Origin of the sequence: Maribacter aquimarinus (assembly GCF_047345505.1) — a bacterium.
Lineage (GTDB): Bacteria > Bacteroidota > Bacteroidia > Flavobacteriales > Flavobacteriaceae > Maribacter.
Map to the genome: position 1 here is coordinate 117,477 of NZ_JBLFEO010000009.1, position 17,116 is coordinate 134,592.

Consider the following 17,116-nt stretch of genomic DNA (forward strand, 5'->3'; position numbering starts at 1 on the left):
ATGAAGATACCCTTGTTTCCATTGGCCAGCATTTTTTTTCCCGGCGAGACCGTGCCGCTGCACATTTTTGAGCCCCGTTACAAAGACCTGATTCGGGACTGCCGTGAAGAGGCCATCACCTTTGGCATTCCGGTGGTGATCCGGGGCACCATGGAATACGGCACCGAAGTGCAGTTGGTGGAAGTGGTGAACACCTATGAAGGTGGGGAAATGGACGTGGTCTGTGTGGCACGCCAAGTCTTTAGGTTGCGGAGTTTTGAGAACCAGATGGACGATAAGGCCTACGGTGGCGGGCTTGTGCAATTTTTGGAATACGATTTTGTGGCGGACGAAGGCCTAAAGAACGAGGTCATCCAAAGCATTGGTTCCCTGTACCGCATGATGGAGGTGCCCTTTACGGACATTGATGCGGAAGTCTTCACCAGTTTTACTTTGGCCCATAAAATGGGCCTGTCCTTTGAGCAGGAATACGAGCTGTTGCAGATGTCCAAAGAGCAGAACCGGCTGCTGTACCTTAAAAAACACCTACAGACCACCATTGCCGTACTGGCCGAAGTGGAGCGGACCAAAAAGGCCATAGAGCTCAACGGGCACTTCAAGAATTTTGATCCCTTGGATTTTAAGGATCTTTCCTTTTAGCGCGGGCACGGTCTTTTGGTTTGCCCTGGCACCGTTTTTGGCCCGCGGAGCGGCTTTCTTTGCATATACATCAGATATTTGCCCCTACTTTGTTATTTTTGCAGCACTAAAAACAAATCAGCATAACATATGAACCTTCACGAATATCAAGGAAAAGAAATATTGGCCAGCTTTGGCGTTAGGATTCAGCGCGGCATTGTGGCCCAGAATGCGGATGAGGCCGTTGCTGCGGCCAAGAAACTTACCGAAGAGACGGGCACGGGCTGGCACGTGATCAAGGCCCAAGTGCACGCCGGAGGCCGCGGAAAGGGCGGTGGCGTAAAATTGGCCAAGAACTTGAAGGAAGTGGAGGCCCTTGCCGGGCAGATCATTGGGATGGACCTGATCACCCCACAGACCTCTGCCGAGGGTAAAAGGGTACACCAGGTATTGGTGGCAGAAGACGTGTACTACCCGGGAGACAGTGAGACCAGTGAGTTTTACATGTCCGTGCTCCTGAACCGTGCCACGGGCCGCAACATGATCATGTACTCCACCGAAGGGGGCATGGACATTGAGGAAGTGGCAGAGCACACACCACATCTTATCTTTACCGAAGAAATAGACCCTGCCGTGGGCCTCATGCCCTTCCAGGCGAGAAAGGTGGCCTTTAATCTGGGCCTTTCCGGCAAGGCGTTCAAAGAAATGACCAAATTTGTCTCTGCCCTTTACAAGGCCTATGTGGAGAGCGACAGCAGCATGTTCGAGATCAATCCCGTGCTAAAGACCTCAGATGACTTGATCATGGCCGTGGATGCCAAGGTCACCATAGACGACAATGCCCTTTACCGCAGAAAACAATATGCCGAAATGCGCGACCTGCGCGAGGAGAACCCCATTGAGGTGGAAGCCCGTGAAGTGGGCCTCAACTATGTGGACCTGGATGGCAACGTGGGCTGTATGGTAAACGGCGCCGGATTGGCCATGGCCACCATGGACCTCATTAAGATGGCCGGTGGAGAGCCTGCCAACTTCTTGGACGTGGGCGGTACAGCCGATGCCAAAAGGGTGGAGGAAGCCTTCCGCATCATTCTCAAGGACGATGCCGTAAAGGCCATACTCATCAATATCTTTGGGGGTATCGTGCGCTGCGACCGTGTGGCCCAGGGTGTGGTGGATGCCTACAAGAACATGGGCGATGCCATTAAGGTGCCCATCATTGTGCGCTTGCAGGGCACCAATGCCGAACTGGCCAAGGAAATCATTGACAACTCCGGTCTGGCCGTGCATTCTGCCGTACAGTTCCAGGAAGCTGCCGATAAGGTAAAGGAGGTGCTGGCATAAGCACTTCCCATCATATGTAAGGAAAAGGGGCGTTGCAGTGGCAGCGCCCCTTTTTTTTGTATCCGTTGCCAAGCAGGTGGCCACCGGTGGGGACAACGGTCTTGAGCCCATTTTCCGTTCACTTTGGCCCTTAGTGTGTGCCTCCCTTGTTTTTGGTGAATGGGCCGTTGGGCCCCCGCCTTTCCACAAGGGCCCGTTTCCCAGGATTTTAGGGACATAATACCATTTCCCAATTGAAAATAAGCCGATAAATGGCTCCTTTTTACGCCCTACTTCAAAATAAAAATAAGCCGTAGCTCGGCTATGCCTGATTTTCCTTTTTCGCAGGCCAAAAAAATAATTCCATTTCTATGGCTGCATTTCAAACGAGAACTGGCATAAATGTTAAAATTCCACAGATTGTGTAACACTTTGCCCGGTCTGGCGTCTTTTAAGTGAATCATCATCAATCAATCATTAATCAGGTTTCGCAAAACAATGGACCATCATCCATCGAAACCACAAAACGAACATCTCATGAAAAAAATGCGTGTACTGGCCCTTGGGCTAATGTTGTTGTTCAGTGCCGGCAGCTTTGCCAATGCCAACTTTCCCTCGCCCGATGGCACCCTCTCGGAGCAAATTGCGAAACTGTTGTCCCAGAATCCCTTTTCCGAATTAAAGAAGGAGGTAACCGCCCAGGTGCGCTTTACCTTGAACAGGGAAGGTGAGATCGTGGTGCTGTCCGTGACCAGCGACCAAGAGGATATGGCTGCCTTTGTCAAGAGCCGCCTAAACTATCAGAAGGTGGTCATTGCCCAGGTGGAAGAGGGAAAACTGTACACCGTGCCGGTGCGCATTGCCCCGTAGGTATTTTTTTTGAATTGGCTGGGAAATCCTGGGCGCTAAGGTGCTCAGGATTTTTTTTTGTTCTTGTAGTTCACTTTGGGCAGTGCCGGATCAACGTTTTTCCGTTGTTGCGACCTAAAGGAGGGCTTGGCCTTGGGCTGTATGGGTTGGTGTAGGCCCAAGAGCACCTCGCCCGGGTTTTTGGGCCTTTCCTTGCTGCCCCTGAGGAAGATCACCAGCCCGTTCAGGAAATTGCGGAGCACTTGATCGCCGCATTCCATGTAATTGGGGTGGTCCTCATTTCTAAAAAAGGCGCCGAGCTCACTTTTGGACATATTGAAGTCCACCAATTTTAGGATGTCCACAATATGGTCATCCCTGAGTTTTAGGGCAACACGTAGCTTTTTAAGGATATCGTTGTTGGTCATGGGCCTTATTTTGGTGCAAGGTATCATTATTTCATAAAAACTAAGGCCTTCCCGCATACTATCAACGCCATTTTTCAGTTATCTACCCAGTCCCTCTTCTTCAAATCTTAAGTAAGGTATGAGCTCCCACAAGGAAAAACTGAGTATTCTGTCCGAAATGATCGCCTTTGCCAAGGTGGACAATACGGTGAAGCAGAGCGAGTACGACTTTCTGTTCAACGTGGCGCAGCAGCTGAAGGTGACCAAAAAGGAATTCGACGCCCTTTTCAAAGAAGCGGCAGAACATGTGGTTCCCCCATCACAAGGCGCCCGTCTGGTGCAATTTCATAGGCTGATCCTGTTGATGAACGTGGACCGTATCCAAACCCTTACGGAGATCAGGAGATTGCACGATATTGGGCTGGGAATGGGGCTGCCCCCTTCCGCCATTGGCCAAGTACTCTCCATAATGCACGAATACCCCAACAACATGGTGCCTCCGGGCGTGATCATCAATATCTTCAAGGCCCATTACAATTAGGGCCAAGCGTCACCAAGCCCAAGGCCTCCCTACACACTGACGCCTTGAACGCGCTGGGCGGCCGTGACCGGCGACCATCGCCTACAGGGATGGCGCCCAACCCAGTGCCCTGGCCCCTCGTTGGCTTGGCCTGGAATGCCCTTCCCAAGACCCATACTGGTAAAACGCAGTAGAATGAATTCCCCGAGCCTGAAGGCCTTTCCTTCAGGGTTCATGGCCTGGAGACGTCCGGCAGGACACGAATAAGCACAAATAAACGACAAAATGACAGGTATCTTGGTCAAAATAGCGTCAAAATGACATATTTATGGAAAGGGTACGGGAATTGCCTATTATGGTTTGAAACAAAGTATAACAATAAAAACATCATATTATGAACTTGATAAAAAGAAACGATTTGCTCTTCCCACAGTTGATGAACGAAATGTTTGCCCCTGATTGGTTTGGCGGCAAAGACCATTTTAATGCGCTGCCTCCCGTTAACATCAAGGAGGACGACCACGGCTTTTCCCTTTCCCTCTCCGTACCGGGCAGGGTCAAGGACGATTTTAACATAGAGGTGGACGATCATGTGCTCACCATTTCCACCGAGGTGAAAGAGGAGCATACCGAGACTGAAGGGAAATTTACCCGAAGGGAGTTTGGGGTAACCGCCTTCAAAAGGAGCTTTACGTTGCCCGAAACCGTGAACGAGGAAGGCATTGAAGCAACTTATGAAAATGGGATCTTGCACTTTAGTTTGCCCAAGAAGGAAGAGGCCCTTCCCAAGCCCAAAAGAATGATTGAACTTTCGTAAGTGAATTTAGGTTGATTGGTTGGTTTGATGCCCCGGAAAAGTCCGGGGCATTTTTTTGTGGCCATACTTTTTGGACCGCGCTCTTTTTTGGGTTGGGGTGGGTTTTTGCCCAGCATTTTTTTTTATGATTTGGGGCGATGGCCCAACAAGCTCCATCCACTCCTTTTTCAGGTGGCCATATTTTTTGTGGTGTTGGTTTTTGTGTCCGATCGGGGGAGGTGATGTTCGAACGTTTTGATGGGCATTGGATGGGCAACAATTTTGGATTTGAGATGGTTTCCAGTAAAGGTGGTCCGCCATTTTTTCACGGGGCTCTTTTTTCTTTGGTAGGGTAGGTGGGTGCACTTGGGATCCGCGCCGATCCCTTGGTCAATGCATCCAAAAAAAGTGATTGCACCTTCAGAAAAAAAGAGTAGCTTGCCCTTGCAAAACGGATGACTTTTTATCTTCCTTGCGCGTTTTTCAAGAAGGTTTGCAAAGATGACCTGGGGCGGGCGCCCTTTATGGGAGGCAGGGTTCCAAAAGTATGTTTTAGATTCTTTTTTCTTGAATAAGCATCTTTTAGACTAGTCTAAAAAAATAAAATTAAATTTTGATTTCCAGTATTTTATACTTTTTTATGTTAAAAAATGGTTTAAGTGAAGTCCGTTTGGGGGCGCTCAGGTGGTTCAGCGCGGTTTTAGCCCTCAATCCTGTTCTTGCAACCGTTTAATCTCATCCCTTAGTTGGGCTGCCTGCATAAAGTCCAGTTCCTTGGCCGCCTTTTCCATGGCCTTTCTTTTTTCTCGGATCAGCTTCTCTATCTCACCTTTGGTCATGTACTCCAATTCCGGTTCTGCCGCCCTCATTTCTTCCTTTTCAAAGTGGTAGGTAGATACTGAGTTTTTGGCCAGGGCGCTGTCCAGACTCTTGTTCAGGGCCTGGGGGACAATGTTGTTTTTGGTGTTGTACTCGATCTGTTTTTCCCTACGGTAATTGGTTTCGTCAATGGTCTTTTGCATGCTCTCCGTGACGGTGTCCGCATACATGATGGCCTTCCCGTTCAGGTGTCTTGCGGCACGGCCAACGGTCTGGGTCAGCGATCGGTTGCTGCGCAAAAAACCTTCTTTGTCTGCATCCAGAATGGCCACCAGGGACACCTCCGGCAAGTCCAATCCTTCTCGCAGTAGGTTTACCCCAATGAGCACATCAAAGATGCCCTTTCTAAGGTCTTGCATGATCTCCACCCGTTCCAACGTATCCACATCGCTATGGATGTAACGGCACCTTATGTTTATCCGATCTAGGTACTTTGCCAGTTCCTCTGCCATACGCTTGGTCAGGGTGGTCACCAAGGTGCGTTCATCCTTTTCCACCCGCTGTTGCATCTCTTCCACCAGGTCGTCTATTTGGTTCAGGCTGGGGCGCACCTCAATGATGGGGTCCAACAGCCCTGTAGGGCGTATCACTTGCTCCACGTACACGCCTTGGCTCAGTTGCAGTTCATAATCCGCCGGGGTGGCGCTCACGTAGAGCACTTGGTTCTGCAGGGCTTCAAACTCCTCAAATTTCAGGGGGCGGTTGTCCATCGCCGCGGGGAGTCTAAAGCCATATTCCACCAGGTTCTCCTTACGGGAGCGATCCCCGCCGTACATGGCGTGCACTTGGGGTACGGTCACATGGCTCTCATCGATCACCATCAAATAATCGTCCGGAAAATAATCCAACAAACAAAAGGGTCTGGTTCCCGGCTCGCGGCCATCCAGGTACCTGGAGTAGTTTTCTATACCGGAGCAATAGCCCAGTTCACGGATCATCTCCAGGTCAAAATTGGTACGTTCCTCCAAGCGCTTCGCCTCCAAGGGCTTTCCTATTTCCTTGAAATAGTCAACCTGCTTTACCAAGTCGTCCTGGATGTTGTGTATGGCGTTCTGCAAGACGTCCTGGGAGGTCACGAACATATTGGCCGGGTAAATGTTCAGGTTTTCATAGACCTCAAGGACGTTGTTGTTAAAGGGATCAAAAGCTTCTATCTCTTCTATTTCATCCCCAAAAAAATGAATGCGGAAGGCGTGATCGGCATAACTGGGAAACACATCCACCACATCTCCCTTTACCCTGAAGTTTCCGTTTCTAAAATCGGCCGTGGTGCGGGAGTAAAGGCTCTGTACCAACTGGTGCAGCAGTTTGGTCCTGGCAATGACCTGGTCCTTGTGTATGGAGATAACGTTCTTTTGGAACTCCACCGGGTTGCCAATACCGTAGAGGCAAGAAACGGAGGCCACCACCAGCACGTCCCGTCTGCCCGATAACAGGGAAGAAGTGGCGCTGAGGCGCAGTTTCTCAATGTCCTCGTTAATGGAGAGGTCCTTCTCTATGTACACCCCACTGGTGGGAATGTAGGCCTCGGGTTGGTAATAATCGTAGTAGGACACAAAATACTCCACGGCATTCTCCGGGAAGAACTGCTTAAACTCGGAATAGAGCTGTGCCGCCAAGGTCTTGTTGTGTGCCAGTACCAAGGTGGGCCGCTGCACCGTTTCAATGACATTGGCCACGGTAAAGGTCTTGCCGGAACCGGTTACCCCGAGGAGGGTCTGGTACTTTTCCTTTTGGGCAATGCCCTGGCTCAATTCCTTGATGGCATTGGGCTGGTCCCCGGTGGGCTTAAACTCGGATACTACTTTGAACTTCATACCACAAAAATAGCAAACCGGGGCCGTGTTTGGCAATGGTATGGCATCTTTGGTGGGCCCTATGGGCCAATGGGGCCAGATTTCCATATCCCCTGGCCAAAATGCGCCCCATAACAAAGGCCCTTGGTTTGTTGCCAAGGCCCTTGGTTTAACCACGGAGGAGGTTGTTCATAAAAGGGCAACAACTGGAAAAAGCGATGATTCTGATGAAATCGTGGGGTGATGCTGAGCTGTACTGCCTTGGTCGATGAGATCTCAATTTTCCAGCGGCTTCTCCAGAACTGATATAGGGTCATTTTTCGGCATCTTGCTCCTGGGCCCATTTTTTCGCCCTTTCGGTGCGTTTTGCAGAACCGGGGTGGGAAGCCGTGATGGAGCCCTTGCCGCCGTCTCCGCTGAGATCTGCCAATTTTTGGAAGGCAGTGGCCATAGCGTGGTAATCATGTCCTTTGGCCACCATGAACTTAAATCCGTATTCATCAGATTCCGTTTCGTGGGTTTGGGAGAACTGGGCGTTGGCCACCGTTTCCATAAATCCACCAATTTCGTCATCGGCGAGCACTTTTCCGGCATTGGTATTGGTCACGGCAATGTCCTTGGCGGCAGAAACGGCGTAGGCCGATCGGTACCTTTTTTTGGAGTGCCCCAGTTTTACGTGTCCTATTTCATGACCGATCACGCTGAGCAGCTCATCGTCCGTCATCAGGTCCATAAGACCAGCCATGACCCTTATGCTGCCGTCCGGCGTGGCAAATGCGTTCACGTCCACTACCTTGTACACTTTGAAGTTCAGGGTTAAACCGTCTTCGTTCTCAAGGCCGGCAACCAATTTTGCCAGGCGATCGGCGTAGGGATCACCAGGTTCGGCAATGGGGTTGTTGGCATCCATCCACTGCACGGACTGCAAGGAGAGCGCGGCCATATCGGCATCGGAAAGGGTAGCTGCCTTGCCCAATTTTTTAGCGGCATCCACATTTCCCTTTTTCAGGAGTTTGCCCAACTGGGCCTGTGTGCCAAAGCTTACGGATACCAGCAAACAAAGCAAGAGTGATTTTTTCATTTTTTTCGAATAAACGGTTTTTTTTCGTGGTCAAAAATAAGGAAACCAAAAATTGGCTCCCTCCCTGATAACCGTGAAATCATTACGCCAATTTTTTTTGGCAGCTGAAGTATCTGCACTAAAGGTCCCGCTTTTTTAGCAGGGCATGGGAGAGGTAAACGAAAATGGCCGTCCAGCCCAGGACAATGAGCAGTTCGTACCATTGTACCGCGTAATCAAGTTCAATTTTCTGGCCCACCTGATCGGCAACGGTCTGTACGGCCTCTAACCTGCTAAAGGGTTCCTTGATCAGGTTGAACATGGCCTGTAGGGGAAAGAAGGCCATCACGGCTTCGGTGGTGTCCGCATCAAACAATTTCCAGCGCATCATTCCCCTTGCCATAGCTTCAACTATTTGCCAAATGATCAGGAAGCCCAAAGCAAAGGCGCTACGTTTCACCAACATCCCCAGGAACAGGCAGAATGAAAAGAAGCCCATCAGCTTCACAAAAAAGGCAAGCAGAAATTCAAGGTCACTGAAAATAATGGCCGGTTCATTGAAATCGGAATAGACCAGGCCCAAGAGCAGGGACACCACAAACACAAAAAGGGTGGAGACAAGGGCAAAGACCACCACGGTCAGGAATTTAGAGAGCACAAACTCCCTCTTGGACAGCCCGTCTATAAGATTCTGTTTTATGGTCTTGTTGCTGTATTCATTGGCCATCATGGACACAATGACAATGGCCAGGAAGAGCTTAAAAAAGGCCGTGATAAAGGTGTTGAAGTGCCAGATGTAGGGAAAATTGAAAATGCCCATTTCCGCCAGGTGGAACTTTACCGGGCCAAGGTCGAATTTTATGGCGGCCACCAGGGCTATGCTGGTAAGGAGCAGAAAGTAGGAGACTATGAGTACCCTGCTGGCGCGGTTGCTGCCCAGTTTTATCAGTTCCAATTGGAGTAATCGCATCATTTCTTTCAGCTTTGTTTAGGGGTGTTTTGGGTGAGGGCCAAAAATTGTTCTTCCAAGCTTTCCTTGCGTTTCACCAGGTGCGAGAGCACAATGCCCTTTTCCAAGAGCGAGCGGTTCACGTCCTCGGCATTGACCTTGGCGTTCAAGAAGGCTGTGATGAGGCCGTTGTTGTTCTTTATTTTCCCGAACCATTGGTGTTCCTTTAAATATCGAAGCAGGGCGTCTTCTTGGGAAGACCGGAGCTCCAGGAAGCCGTGGGTGGCCAGAATGTCCTGAACGCGGCCCGCATACAGTTTTTTGCCCTTTTGCAGAATGACCACGTGGGAGCAGACCTTCTCCACTTCGTCCAGTAAATGGGAGGCCAACAAAATGGTGGTGCCCTGGGCCGCAATCTTTTTGATGATTTCCCTGATTTGGTGGATGCCCTGGGGGTCCAGCCCATTGGTGGGTTCGTCCAAAATCAATATTTCCGGGTCGTTGAGCAGGGCAGAGGCAATGGCCAAACGCTGTTTCATTCCCAGGGAGTAGGTCCTAAACTTGCTGTGCTTTCTCTCCAAAAGCCCCACCAATTCCAATTTTTCCTCAATTTTGGCCTCCGGAACCTCCTTGATCTTACAGACCAGTTTTAGGTTTTTTACGGCCGTCATGTACGGGTAGAAGTTGGGCCTTTCAATGATCGCCCCCACCTTTTTAAGGGCTTGGTGGGTGGTGGTGCCGCCATTGAACCATTGGAATGATCCGCTTGTCTTGTTTACCACGTTAAGGACAATGCCCAAGGTGGTGGACTTGCCGCTGCCGTTGGGCCCCAATATGCCATAAACGTCCCCCTTTTTTATGGTAAAAGAAAGGTTGTTCACGGCTACCAAAGGACCAAATTTTTTGGTGAGCCCGGTCACGGTCAAGATAGGTTCCAAAATGGGATTGTTTAAAGGGGTTCACCTATGGGACGATCGGGCTCCCATTTTGTTACACCCCCGGGAAGAACATCTTGTGGTCCGGGTCTTTTTGGAATGGTACAGGACCTAGTTTTTGTTCACCCTAATGGTAATGCGGCGGTTGGTGATCACGGTGGCCGGCCCCACGGAAAGTATGATTTCATTGGTGATCACTTGTCCGCACACGTAGCTGTCATTGTCCAGTACGGCACGGTAGCGGTGGCCGTTCTTGTCCAGGTCGGGAGACAGGATGGTAAGGGCATCGGTCTGTGTCCCGGAGTATTCACTGCCATCCGCAATGGCGGTAAAGGTGGTTCCCCCGTCCGTGCTCACCTCCCATTGGTAGGTATCGGTATCGCTGGCCGTGAGGCTCACCGCAGCGTTATTGTCCAAAAAGATACGCTGATCCGTAGGAGCCACGGAAATGGCGGGTCCCGTGCCCAATTCTTGATAATCTGCAATTGCATTGCCATCATTGTCCAATGGGGCCGTGTAGGAGGCCGCGGTCACCGTTCCGTTCCAATTGGTTGCCGGAGGGGTTCCCGTACCATAATGTCCCCCGTCGCCACCGTCCGCATTGGCGCTACCATAGGCTTCATTGGCATCGGAACAACCGTCGTTGTCGGCGTCCAGTTCGTAGCTGTCGGGGATGGTATCGGAATCACTGTCCACCGCTCGGCAGGCCGAAATGGTAAAGCTAAGATCATCGAACATACTAAAGGCCGCACTGTCATCATCTACCTGGCCATATACATAAACTCTTAGGGTATAGGTGGTATTGGAACTCAGGGGAAGGGAAGGGGCAGAAAGCATATCAAAATTTTGATAGCTGGTGCCATCATTTGTAATGTTCAAGTCTTCAATAGTAACGATTGATGAGGCAAAACCGTCTGCGGATAGTGCTGCGCTGATCGTGTAGGAATCTCCACCGGAGGGTTGGTACCACCCCCAGCTTACATTGTTCAAAACAGGATTGACAAGATTGGCCGCAGTCGTGAAGGATACTTGTATGTAATCGTCATTTTCCAATGCCTCCTCAAAAGAGTTGGAATTTACGTTTGTCAGGGATATGGCGCTAAAAGGACTAGCCCCGGTGATGCCGCTGAATGAATAGTTACTGGTAGCGGATAGGAACCAGTTGCTTATGGCACTCTCTGAGACCACGTCCATTGTCTGATTTCCCGATGGTGAGTTCAAGGTCCAACTAAACGTACCGTAATTGATGGAGCCGTCCGATTCAGTGCAGTCCAATATACCATCATTATCATCATCCACATCGTTTACATCCACAATGCCATCCCCATCAAAATCATTGTTTATGACCACCGCTGCCGTGGGCCGATCCGTTTTTATATTGTTGTCCGTCTGATCCTGGGAATTGGAGACGGTGTTTACGGCGTACGTGCTTTGAACGGGCGCACTGTTGTTATCTGCAGTGGCCACCACCGTCAGGGTTTCCAATTGGCCGCTGTTCAAGGTGCCAATGTTCCAATTGGGACTGCTCCAACTGCCCGCACTAGGCGTCGCGGACACCAATGACAGGCCCGTGGGCAGTGCCTCCGTGACCACGAGGTTGGTGGCGGGATCTACCCCAAAGTTCTGCGCGGTAATGGTAAAGGTGACATTGCTTCCTTCATCGACTTGTTCGGTGTCCGATGTTTTTATGATTTGGATATCCGGATTGCAATAATACGCTTGCAGGTTGTTGGAATCATAGGTACAAGGTCCTTTAGTTACTCGAACAAAATAATCCCCTGCTACCGTTGGGTTGTAGGTGGTACCCGTAGCGCCCGCAATGGGGTTACCGTCAAAAAACCATTGATAGGCATCAAAGGCCTCACCCACCACGACCAAATTTGAACCGGGCAGGCACTGTGTTCCGGTAATCTGTAAATCTACATTGGGAGCTACATCAAAACCGGAAAAATAACCGGCGATGCCCCGATTCCCGTTTCCACCAAAAAATCCTACGGCCACGGGACCGGTAGATTGTACGTCCACATTGCCAGTAAGATTGGGAATGTAGAATGTTTTCCAGTCCGTATTTCCTGCTACTGGCTGAGATGCGGGTTTTGTGACTACTCCGCTGCCATCGGTAACAATGATATTGACATCTGGGGTGGTGGTAGCGGCAATAATGGTAATACCCCCTGTTAAGGTGGTTCCGGCTGCGTCCGTAATGTTTGGTATGTTGTTTACTGTATCAGGTATCAAACAATTTAAAGGAGCCACAAAATTGAGCCCCACGGTTTGCCTACCTGTGGTTCCAGCCAAATTTTGGTAGGCGTATACATCCTTAGAAGTTCTAACATACATGTTTGCTCCTGGTAAACCATTAGAATAGTTGGTTCCAGGAACGATAAAGTAATCCCCATTATTAATGGTTGCAATAGGTGTAGCAGAGCCATTTACATAGATTTCTGTGTTGTTTTGGGTAGCTATGATAATAGGAAATTCGGTTTCAGTCCTTCCACCACCTCTAACAAAAATATAATCTTTTCCTAGGTTGCTTTCGGGCACCGGTTGGTCAATACCGGCATCCCTGGAGCCACCGGAACCGTTTACTACGGCATAGTTCAGCCCACCGTTACTAATGGCGACAGGTTTATCGGAAACAACCGATGCGCCTAACCACCCTTCTACGTTGGCCGTACTTTCTGCAATATGAGCTTCCAGCACAAAACTTTCACCAGCATCCAAAACGACTTGAATTGTATTTGAGGTAATACCATCCCTATCGTTTCCTAGTCTAAATTCACAGTTGGGGTCGTATCCAAAAATATCTACCGTAGTATTATTTTCGGAAGCCATGATACCTAAAGATGTTCCTTGTTCATTTGTGGTACCATAGTTAGGTGCCCCGCCCCACTTAAAGGCGGTTCCCAAGGCTTGTCTCCCTTTGGCCGTAAGTGATGTCGACTGGGCATTACTACTTCCCCGGTAGTTCACATAAAATTTTTGGCCGCCCGGGGCTTCAAATCGCAAGCCTGCCGTACTAATGATAACACCGGTATCTTGATTCCTGACCATCGTAATGCCATTATCCCGATCTCCCGGATCGTAAGTAGCAGGACTGGTATTCGAAATTATAAAAGGGATGGCCGTAGTACTAGTACCTACGTAGGCATTTACGGTAAAAGGAGTAGTTTCCGGTGTAGATAGATAAATGCGCTGTTCTCTAACTGAACCCCCGTTAGTTCCTTGTTTTAAGGGTGGTAAATAATGCAGATCGCTCAATTGGGAATACCCTTGAGCGCTTGCCACAAAAAATAAGATAACATAAAGCCAAAATTGTTTCCCCACAACATAATGCTTTTATGTAAAGAAACCGCACATTTTATATACGGGCAATTTATTGTTGTGAAATGGGCCACAACGGTGGTTATCCCGAAAAAGCGATGCTTTTTAATGGCTAAGAAGGAAAGGGGGCATATCGGTTCTATCAAGTGATTTTAGGGCAAAGGGGGCGTTTAGTTTTTGTTCACCCTAATGGTAATGCGGCGGTTGGTGATCACGGTGGCCGGCCCCACGGAAAGTATGATTTCATTGGTGATCACTTGTCCGCACACGTAGCTGTCATTGTCCAGTACGGCACGGTAGCGGTGGCCGTTCTTGTCCAGGTCGGGAGACAGGATGGTAAGGGCATCGGTCTGTGTCCCGGAGTATTCACTGCCATCCGCAATGGCGGTAAAGGTGGTTCCCCCGTCCGTGCTCACCTCCCATTGGTAGGTATCGGTATCGCTGGCCGTGAGGCCCACCGCACCGTTGTTGCCCAAAAAGACGCGCTGGTCCGTAGGAGCCACGGAAATGGTGGGTCCCGTGCCCAATTCTTGATAATCTGCAATTGCATTGCCATCGTTGTCCAATGGGGCCGTGTAGGAAGCCGTGGCCACCGTTCCGTTGGGATTTATGGGGGCCGGGGATCCCGTGCCGTACTGCCCTCCGTCGCCACCGTCTGCATTGGAGTCACCATAAGCCTCGTTGGCGTCTGAGCAGCCATCATTATCGGAATCCAGTTCATAGCTGTCCGGAATGGTGTCCGCATCAGAATCGTCGCATGGAGATGTCGTTGTCCGTGCCCAAATTTTGTGAATAGTTGATCTTGAGGCATTATTGGGATAATCATCCACTTCCCACCGGTTTCCGTTCCCTCTTATGCCCCAATGGAAAGAGGCACCTCGGTAATATGGAAAATTTGTCAATGCAAAATCCCCTTGGTTGGAATAAAGACCGTTTATAACGTCGGGTGCGTTTGCCGTATGTCCGGTAAGCTTGGTGTTAGAGGAGTTGATACCTGAAAAATTGCCGGTACCGGTTTCGGCATAGTTTAAACCAATGTCCGATCTAAAGTGAATTACTCTGTTATGGCCACTTGTTTCACCATACCATCTCAACTCCTCGGCATCTAGATCCGCGAACCCTGAATTCCCTAAATGGCCCCAGTTGGTCGTAGATGCTGATTCATCGTTCCCTAATGTTCCTGTGCTCAAGGTTGGGAGGTTGGCGCCTGCCGGCAGCACATTTAGACTGGGATTGGTTCCCCCGGCATGCACATATTGCAATATTAGCACCCAGCCACCTCCGTTGGAAGTGTCTATATCTGCTTGAAAAACTCCTGACCCAAGGTTAAAATAGTACCTTCCGGAAGTTGGTGCTAAATTGGCTCCGTTTAGATTTGTGAACGGGTCCGAAACTGTACCTGTTCCAATGCTGCTTCCACATTCCACGGTATCTAAAATACCATCGTTGTCATCGTCCAAGTCGGTGATATCCATAACTCCGTCCCGGTCAAAATCGTTCAAAATCGTGACAAAAGCGTAGGGGGTGTCTTTAGTGAAATTGTTATCCGTTTGGTCTTGGGTATTGGTTACAGTATTTGTTACTGCCTGTATGGGTGCGGTCATATCATTTGCACTCGCCACTGCCACCACGGTCAGGGTTTCCAATTGGCCGCTGTTCAAGGTGCCAATGTTCCAATTGGGACTGCTCCAACTGCCCGCACTAGGCGTCGCGGACACCAATGACAGGCCCGTGGGCAGTGCCTCCGTGACCACGAGGTTGGTGGCCGGATCTACCCCGAAATTCTGGGCCGTTATAGTGAACGTGACCGTATCGCCTTCGTTCACCTCGGAATTGTCCACGGTCTTTATCAATTGTATGTCCGGATTACAGTAATACGCCTGTAGATTGTTGGAATCATAGGTACAGGGTCCCTTGGTGACTCTTACGAAGTAATCCCCTGCTACCGTTGGGTTGTAGGTGGTACCCGTAGCGCCCGCAATGGGGTTACCGTCAAAAAACCATTGATAGGCATCAAAGGCCTCACCCACCACGACCAAATTTGAACCGGGCAGGCACTGTGTTCCGGTAATCTGTAAATCTACATTGGGAGCTACATCAAAACCGGAAAAATAACCGGCGATGCCCCGATTCCCGTTTGCGCCAAAAAAGCCAACGGCCACTGGGCCAGTGGACTGTACGTCCACATTGCCGATGAGGTTGGGAATGTAGAAGGTTTTCCAATCGGTATTGCCCGCCACGGCCAATGAAGCTGGTTTTGTGACCACCCCCGAGCCATCCGTGACCACAATGTTCGCATCGGGGGTGGTGGTGGAGGCAATGATGGTGATGCCCCCGTTCAAAACGGTGCCCGCGGCATCCGTAATGTTGGGAATGTTGTCCACGGTATCTGGAATCAAACAGTTCAGGGGGGCAACAAAATTCAACCCTACCGTTTGCACGGCAGTGCTCCCAGCGAGATTTTGATAGGCGTAGGCATCCTTGGAGGTTCTCACATACATGTTGGCCCCTGCCGAGGTTCCGGAATAATTGGTGCCCGGCACAATGAAATAATCTCCCTCGTTAATGGTTGCAATGGGTAAAGTGGCCCCGTTTACAAATATCTGTGTGTTGTTCTGTGTTCCAATGATAATGGGAAATTCTGTACTGTCTTGGCCACCACCACGAACAAAAATATAGTCCTTGCCCAAATTGTCTTCGGGTACCGGCTGGTCAATACCGGCGTCCCTACAACCTATACAACTGGTTGCCACACCATAGTTCAATCCGCCATTGCTGATCACAATGGGTCTGTCCGCATCAACCGAGGCACCTAGCCAACCTTCTCTGTTGGCGGCGGTTTGGTTTGCGTACGCCTCCAGGACAAAGCTCTGCCCACGGTTTAGGGTAACTTGTATGGTATTGCTCGTAATACCGCCTGCATTGCCTTGAAGCCGAAACTCACAATTGGGGTCATAACCCGTGATGTCCACCGTGGTGTTATCCTCCGTAGCCATAATTCCCAAAGCGGTGGAAATGTCACTTGTGTTGGCTATGTTGGGGGCGCCTCCCCATTTGAAACGCGTTCCCATGGCTTGCCGTCCTTTGGTGGTCAACGAAGTGGACTGCGCTCCGGAACTACCACGATAGTTAACGTAGAACGGTTCTCCTCCCGGGGATTCAAAGCGCAGGCCCCCCGTGGAGATGACCACGCCCGTATCATTGTCCGATACCATGGTGATCCCATTGTTCCCATTGCCAAGGGTATAGGTTGCCGGTGAGGCCTTGGAAATGGAAAATGTGGCCAAAGGGGTTGTACTGGTGCCCCGGTAAGCATTTACGGTAAAGGCGGTAGTTTCCGGCGTGGACAGATAGATGGCCTGTTCCCTTACCCCACTGTTGTTTGTTCCTTGTCTAAGGGGCGGTAAATAGTGCAGGTCGCTCAATTGCGCCTGTACCACGTTCGCCAAGGTGAACAGCAAAAGAAGTAAGAGTTGTTTCATTGTTCTGTTAGCCATAAGCCATTGAACATCAAAATAACCTTGAATTGCCAAGGGAGTCAACTCTTTGTTGTGAACTGCCCACCCGGCGTTGTATTTGGTCGATTATTGTAGTTCTGGCGGGCCCTGGCCCAAAAAAAAGCCCGGCCTTTTATGGCCGGGCTCAACATCTGTTTGGTCA

The 17,116-nt window shown here is 50.1% G+C and carries 12 protein-coding genes; 5 read left to right on the forward strand and 7 right to left on the reverse strand.

All coding sequences use genetic code 11. The features are described from left to right. The 3 genes from ACKWCC_RS08670 to ACKWCC_RS08680 all read left to right on the forward strand — a co-directional run bounded on the left by ACKWCC_RS08670 (window position 1) and on the right by ACKWCC_RS08680 (window position 2,811). Window positions 1–639, forward strand: coding sequence for an LON peptidase substrate-binding domain-containing protein (locus ACKWCC_RS08670; protein WP_413995521.1), 639 nt, complete (start codon window positions 1–3; stop codon window positions 637–639). 129 nt (window positions 640–768) lie between these two features. Beyond that, window positions 769–1,962 (forward strand): ADP-forming succinate--CoA ligase subunit beta, encoded by a 1,194-nt coding sequence (sucC, locus tag ACKWCC_RS08675; protein WP_413995522.1) that lies wholly within the window; start codon window positions 769–771, stop codon window positions 1,960–1,962. 516 nt (window positions 1,963–2,478) lie between these two features. Continuing rightward, a complete protein-coding gene (locus ACKWCC_RS08680) occupies window positions 2,479–2,811 on the forward strand; it encodes a hypothetical protein (RefSeq protein WP_413995523.1) in 333 nt (110 codons plus the stop codon). A gap of 44 nt (window positions 2,812–2,855) precedes the next feature. On the opposite strand, the gene ACKWCC_RS08685 is transcribed toward ACKWCC_RS08680, so the two are convergent. Beyond that, the gene (locus ACKWCC_RS08685; protein WP_413995524.1) at window positions 2,856–3,218 is read right to left on the reverse strand and encodes a DUF1456 family protein; all 363 of its coding nucleotides are present in this window, start codon (window positions 3,216–3,218) and stop codon (window positions 2,856–2,858) included. A 118-nt stretch (window positions 3,219–3,336) separates the two neighbouring features. Here ACKWCC_RS08685 and ACKWCC_RS08690 point away from each other — a divergent pair, with 118 nt between their 5' ends. Together ACKWCC_RS08690 and ACKWCC_RS08695 are read left to right on the forward strand one after the other, a co-directional pair. Then, the gene (locus tag ACKWCC_RS08690) at window positions 3,337–3,738 is read left to right on the forward strand and encodes a TerB family tellurite resistance protein (protein WP_413995525.1); all 402 of its coding nucleotides are present in this window, start codon (window positions 3,337–3,339) and stop codon (window positions 3,736–3,738) included. Window positions 3,739–4,111: 373 nt separating this feature from the next. Next, window positions 4,112–4,534, forward strand: coding sequence for an Hsp20/alpha crystallin family protein (locus ACKWCC_RS08695; RefSeq protein WP_413995526.1), 423 nt, complete (start codon window positions 4,112–4,114; stop codon window positions 4,532–4,534). Window positions 4,535–5,220: 686 nt separating this feature from the next. On the opposite strand, the gene uvrB is transcribed toward ACKWCC_RS08695, so the two are convergent. From uvrB to ACKWCC_RS08725, 6 genes are all read right to left on the reverse strand, one after another. Beyond that, entirely contained in the window at window positions 5,221–7,209 is a 1,989-nt protein-coding gene (uvrB, locus tag ACKWCC_RS08700; RefSeq protein ID WP_413995527.1) for an excinuclease ABC subunit UvrB, read from the reverse strand. Window positions 7,210–7,501: 292 nt separating this feature from the next. Next, window positions 7,502–8,269 (reverse strand): M48 family metallopeptidase, encoded by a 768-nt coding sequence (locus ACKWCC_RS08705; protein WP_413995528.1) that lies wholly within the window; start codon window positions 8,267–8,269, stop codon window positions 7,502–7,504. Window positions 8,270–8,387: 118 nt separating this feature from the next. Then, on the reverse strand, window positions 8,388–9,221 hold the full coding sequence (locus ACKWCC_RS08710) for an ABC transporter permease (RefSeq protein WP_413995529.1): 834 nt from the start codon (window positions 9,219–9,221) through the stop codon (window positions 8,388–8,390). A gap of 5 nt (window positions 9,222–9,226) precedes the next feature. Further along, the gene (locus ACKWCC_RS08715) at window positions 9,227–10,135 is read right to left on the reverse strand and encodes an ABC transporter ATP-binding protein (protein WP_413995530.1); all 909 of its coding nucleotides are present in this window, start codon (window positions 10,133–10,135) and stop codon (window positions 9,227–9,229) included. A gap of 108 nt (window positions 10,136–10,243) precedes the next feature. Next, window positions 10,244–13,186 carry a DUF11 domain-containing protein gene (locus ACKWCC_RS08720; protein WP_413995531.1) on the reverse strand — a complete coding sequence of 981 codons (2,943 nt, stop codon included), beginning with the start codon at window positions 13,184–13,186 and terminating at the stop codon, window positions 10,244–10,246. Between the two features lie 440 nt (window positions 13,187–13,626). After that, on the reverse strand, window positions 13,627–16,938 hold the full coding sequence (locus ACKWCC_RS08725) for a DUF11 domain-containing protein (RefSeq protein WP_413995532.1): 3,312 nt from the start codon (window positions 16,936–16,938) through the stop codon (window positions 13,627–13,629). Window positions 16,939–17,116 lie beyond the last annotated feature (178 nt).

Bases quoted from the DNA above. Each gene is read 5' to 3' on its own strand.
- ACKWCC_RS08670 (WP_413995521.1), top strand. From the start codon at position 1: ATGAAGATACCCTTGTTTCCATTGGCCAGCATTTTTTTTCCCGGCGAG.
- sucC (WP_413995522.1), top strand. From the start codon at position 769: ATGAACCTTCACGAATATCAAGGAAAAGAAATATTGGCCAGCTTTGGC.
- ACKWCC_RS08680 (WP_413995523.1), top strand. From the start codon at position 2,479: ATGAAAAAAATGCGTGTACTGGCCCTTGGGCTAATGTTGTTGTTCAGT.
- ACKWCC_RS08685 (WP_413995524.1), bottom strand. From the start codon at position 3,218: ATGACCAACAACGATATCCTTAAAAAGCTACGTGTTGCCCTAAAACTC.
- ACKWCC_RS08690 (WP_413995525.1), top strand. From the start codon at position 3,337: ATGAGCTCCCACAAGGAAAAACTGAGTATTCTGTCCGAAATGATCGCC.
- ACKWCC_RS08695 (WP_413995526.1), top strand. From the start codon at position 4,112: ATGAACTTGATAAAAAGAAACGATTTGCTCTTCCCACAGTTGATGAAC.
- uvrB (WP_413995527.1), bottom strand. From the start codon at position 7,209: ATGAAGTTCAAAGTAGTATCCGAGTTTAAGCCCACCGGGGACCAGCCC.
- ACKWCC_RS08705 (WP_413995528.1), bottom strand. From the start codon at position 8,269: ATGAAAAAATCACTCTTGCTTTGTTTGCTGGTATCCGTAAGCTTTGGC.
- ACKWCC_RS08710 (WP_413995529.1), bottom strand. From the start codon at position 9,221: ATGATGCGATTACTCCAATTGGAACTGATAAAACTGGGCAGCAACCGC.
- ACKWCC_RS08720 (WP_413995531.1), bottom strand. From the start codon at position 13,186: ATGGTCAGGAATCAAGATACCGGTGTTATCATTAGTACGGCAGGCTTG.
- ACKWCC_RS08725 (WP_413995532.1), bottom strand. From the start codon at position 16,938: ATGAAACAACTCTTACTTCTTTTGCTGTTCACCTTGGCGAACGTGGTA.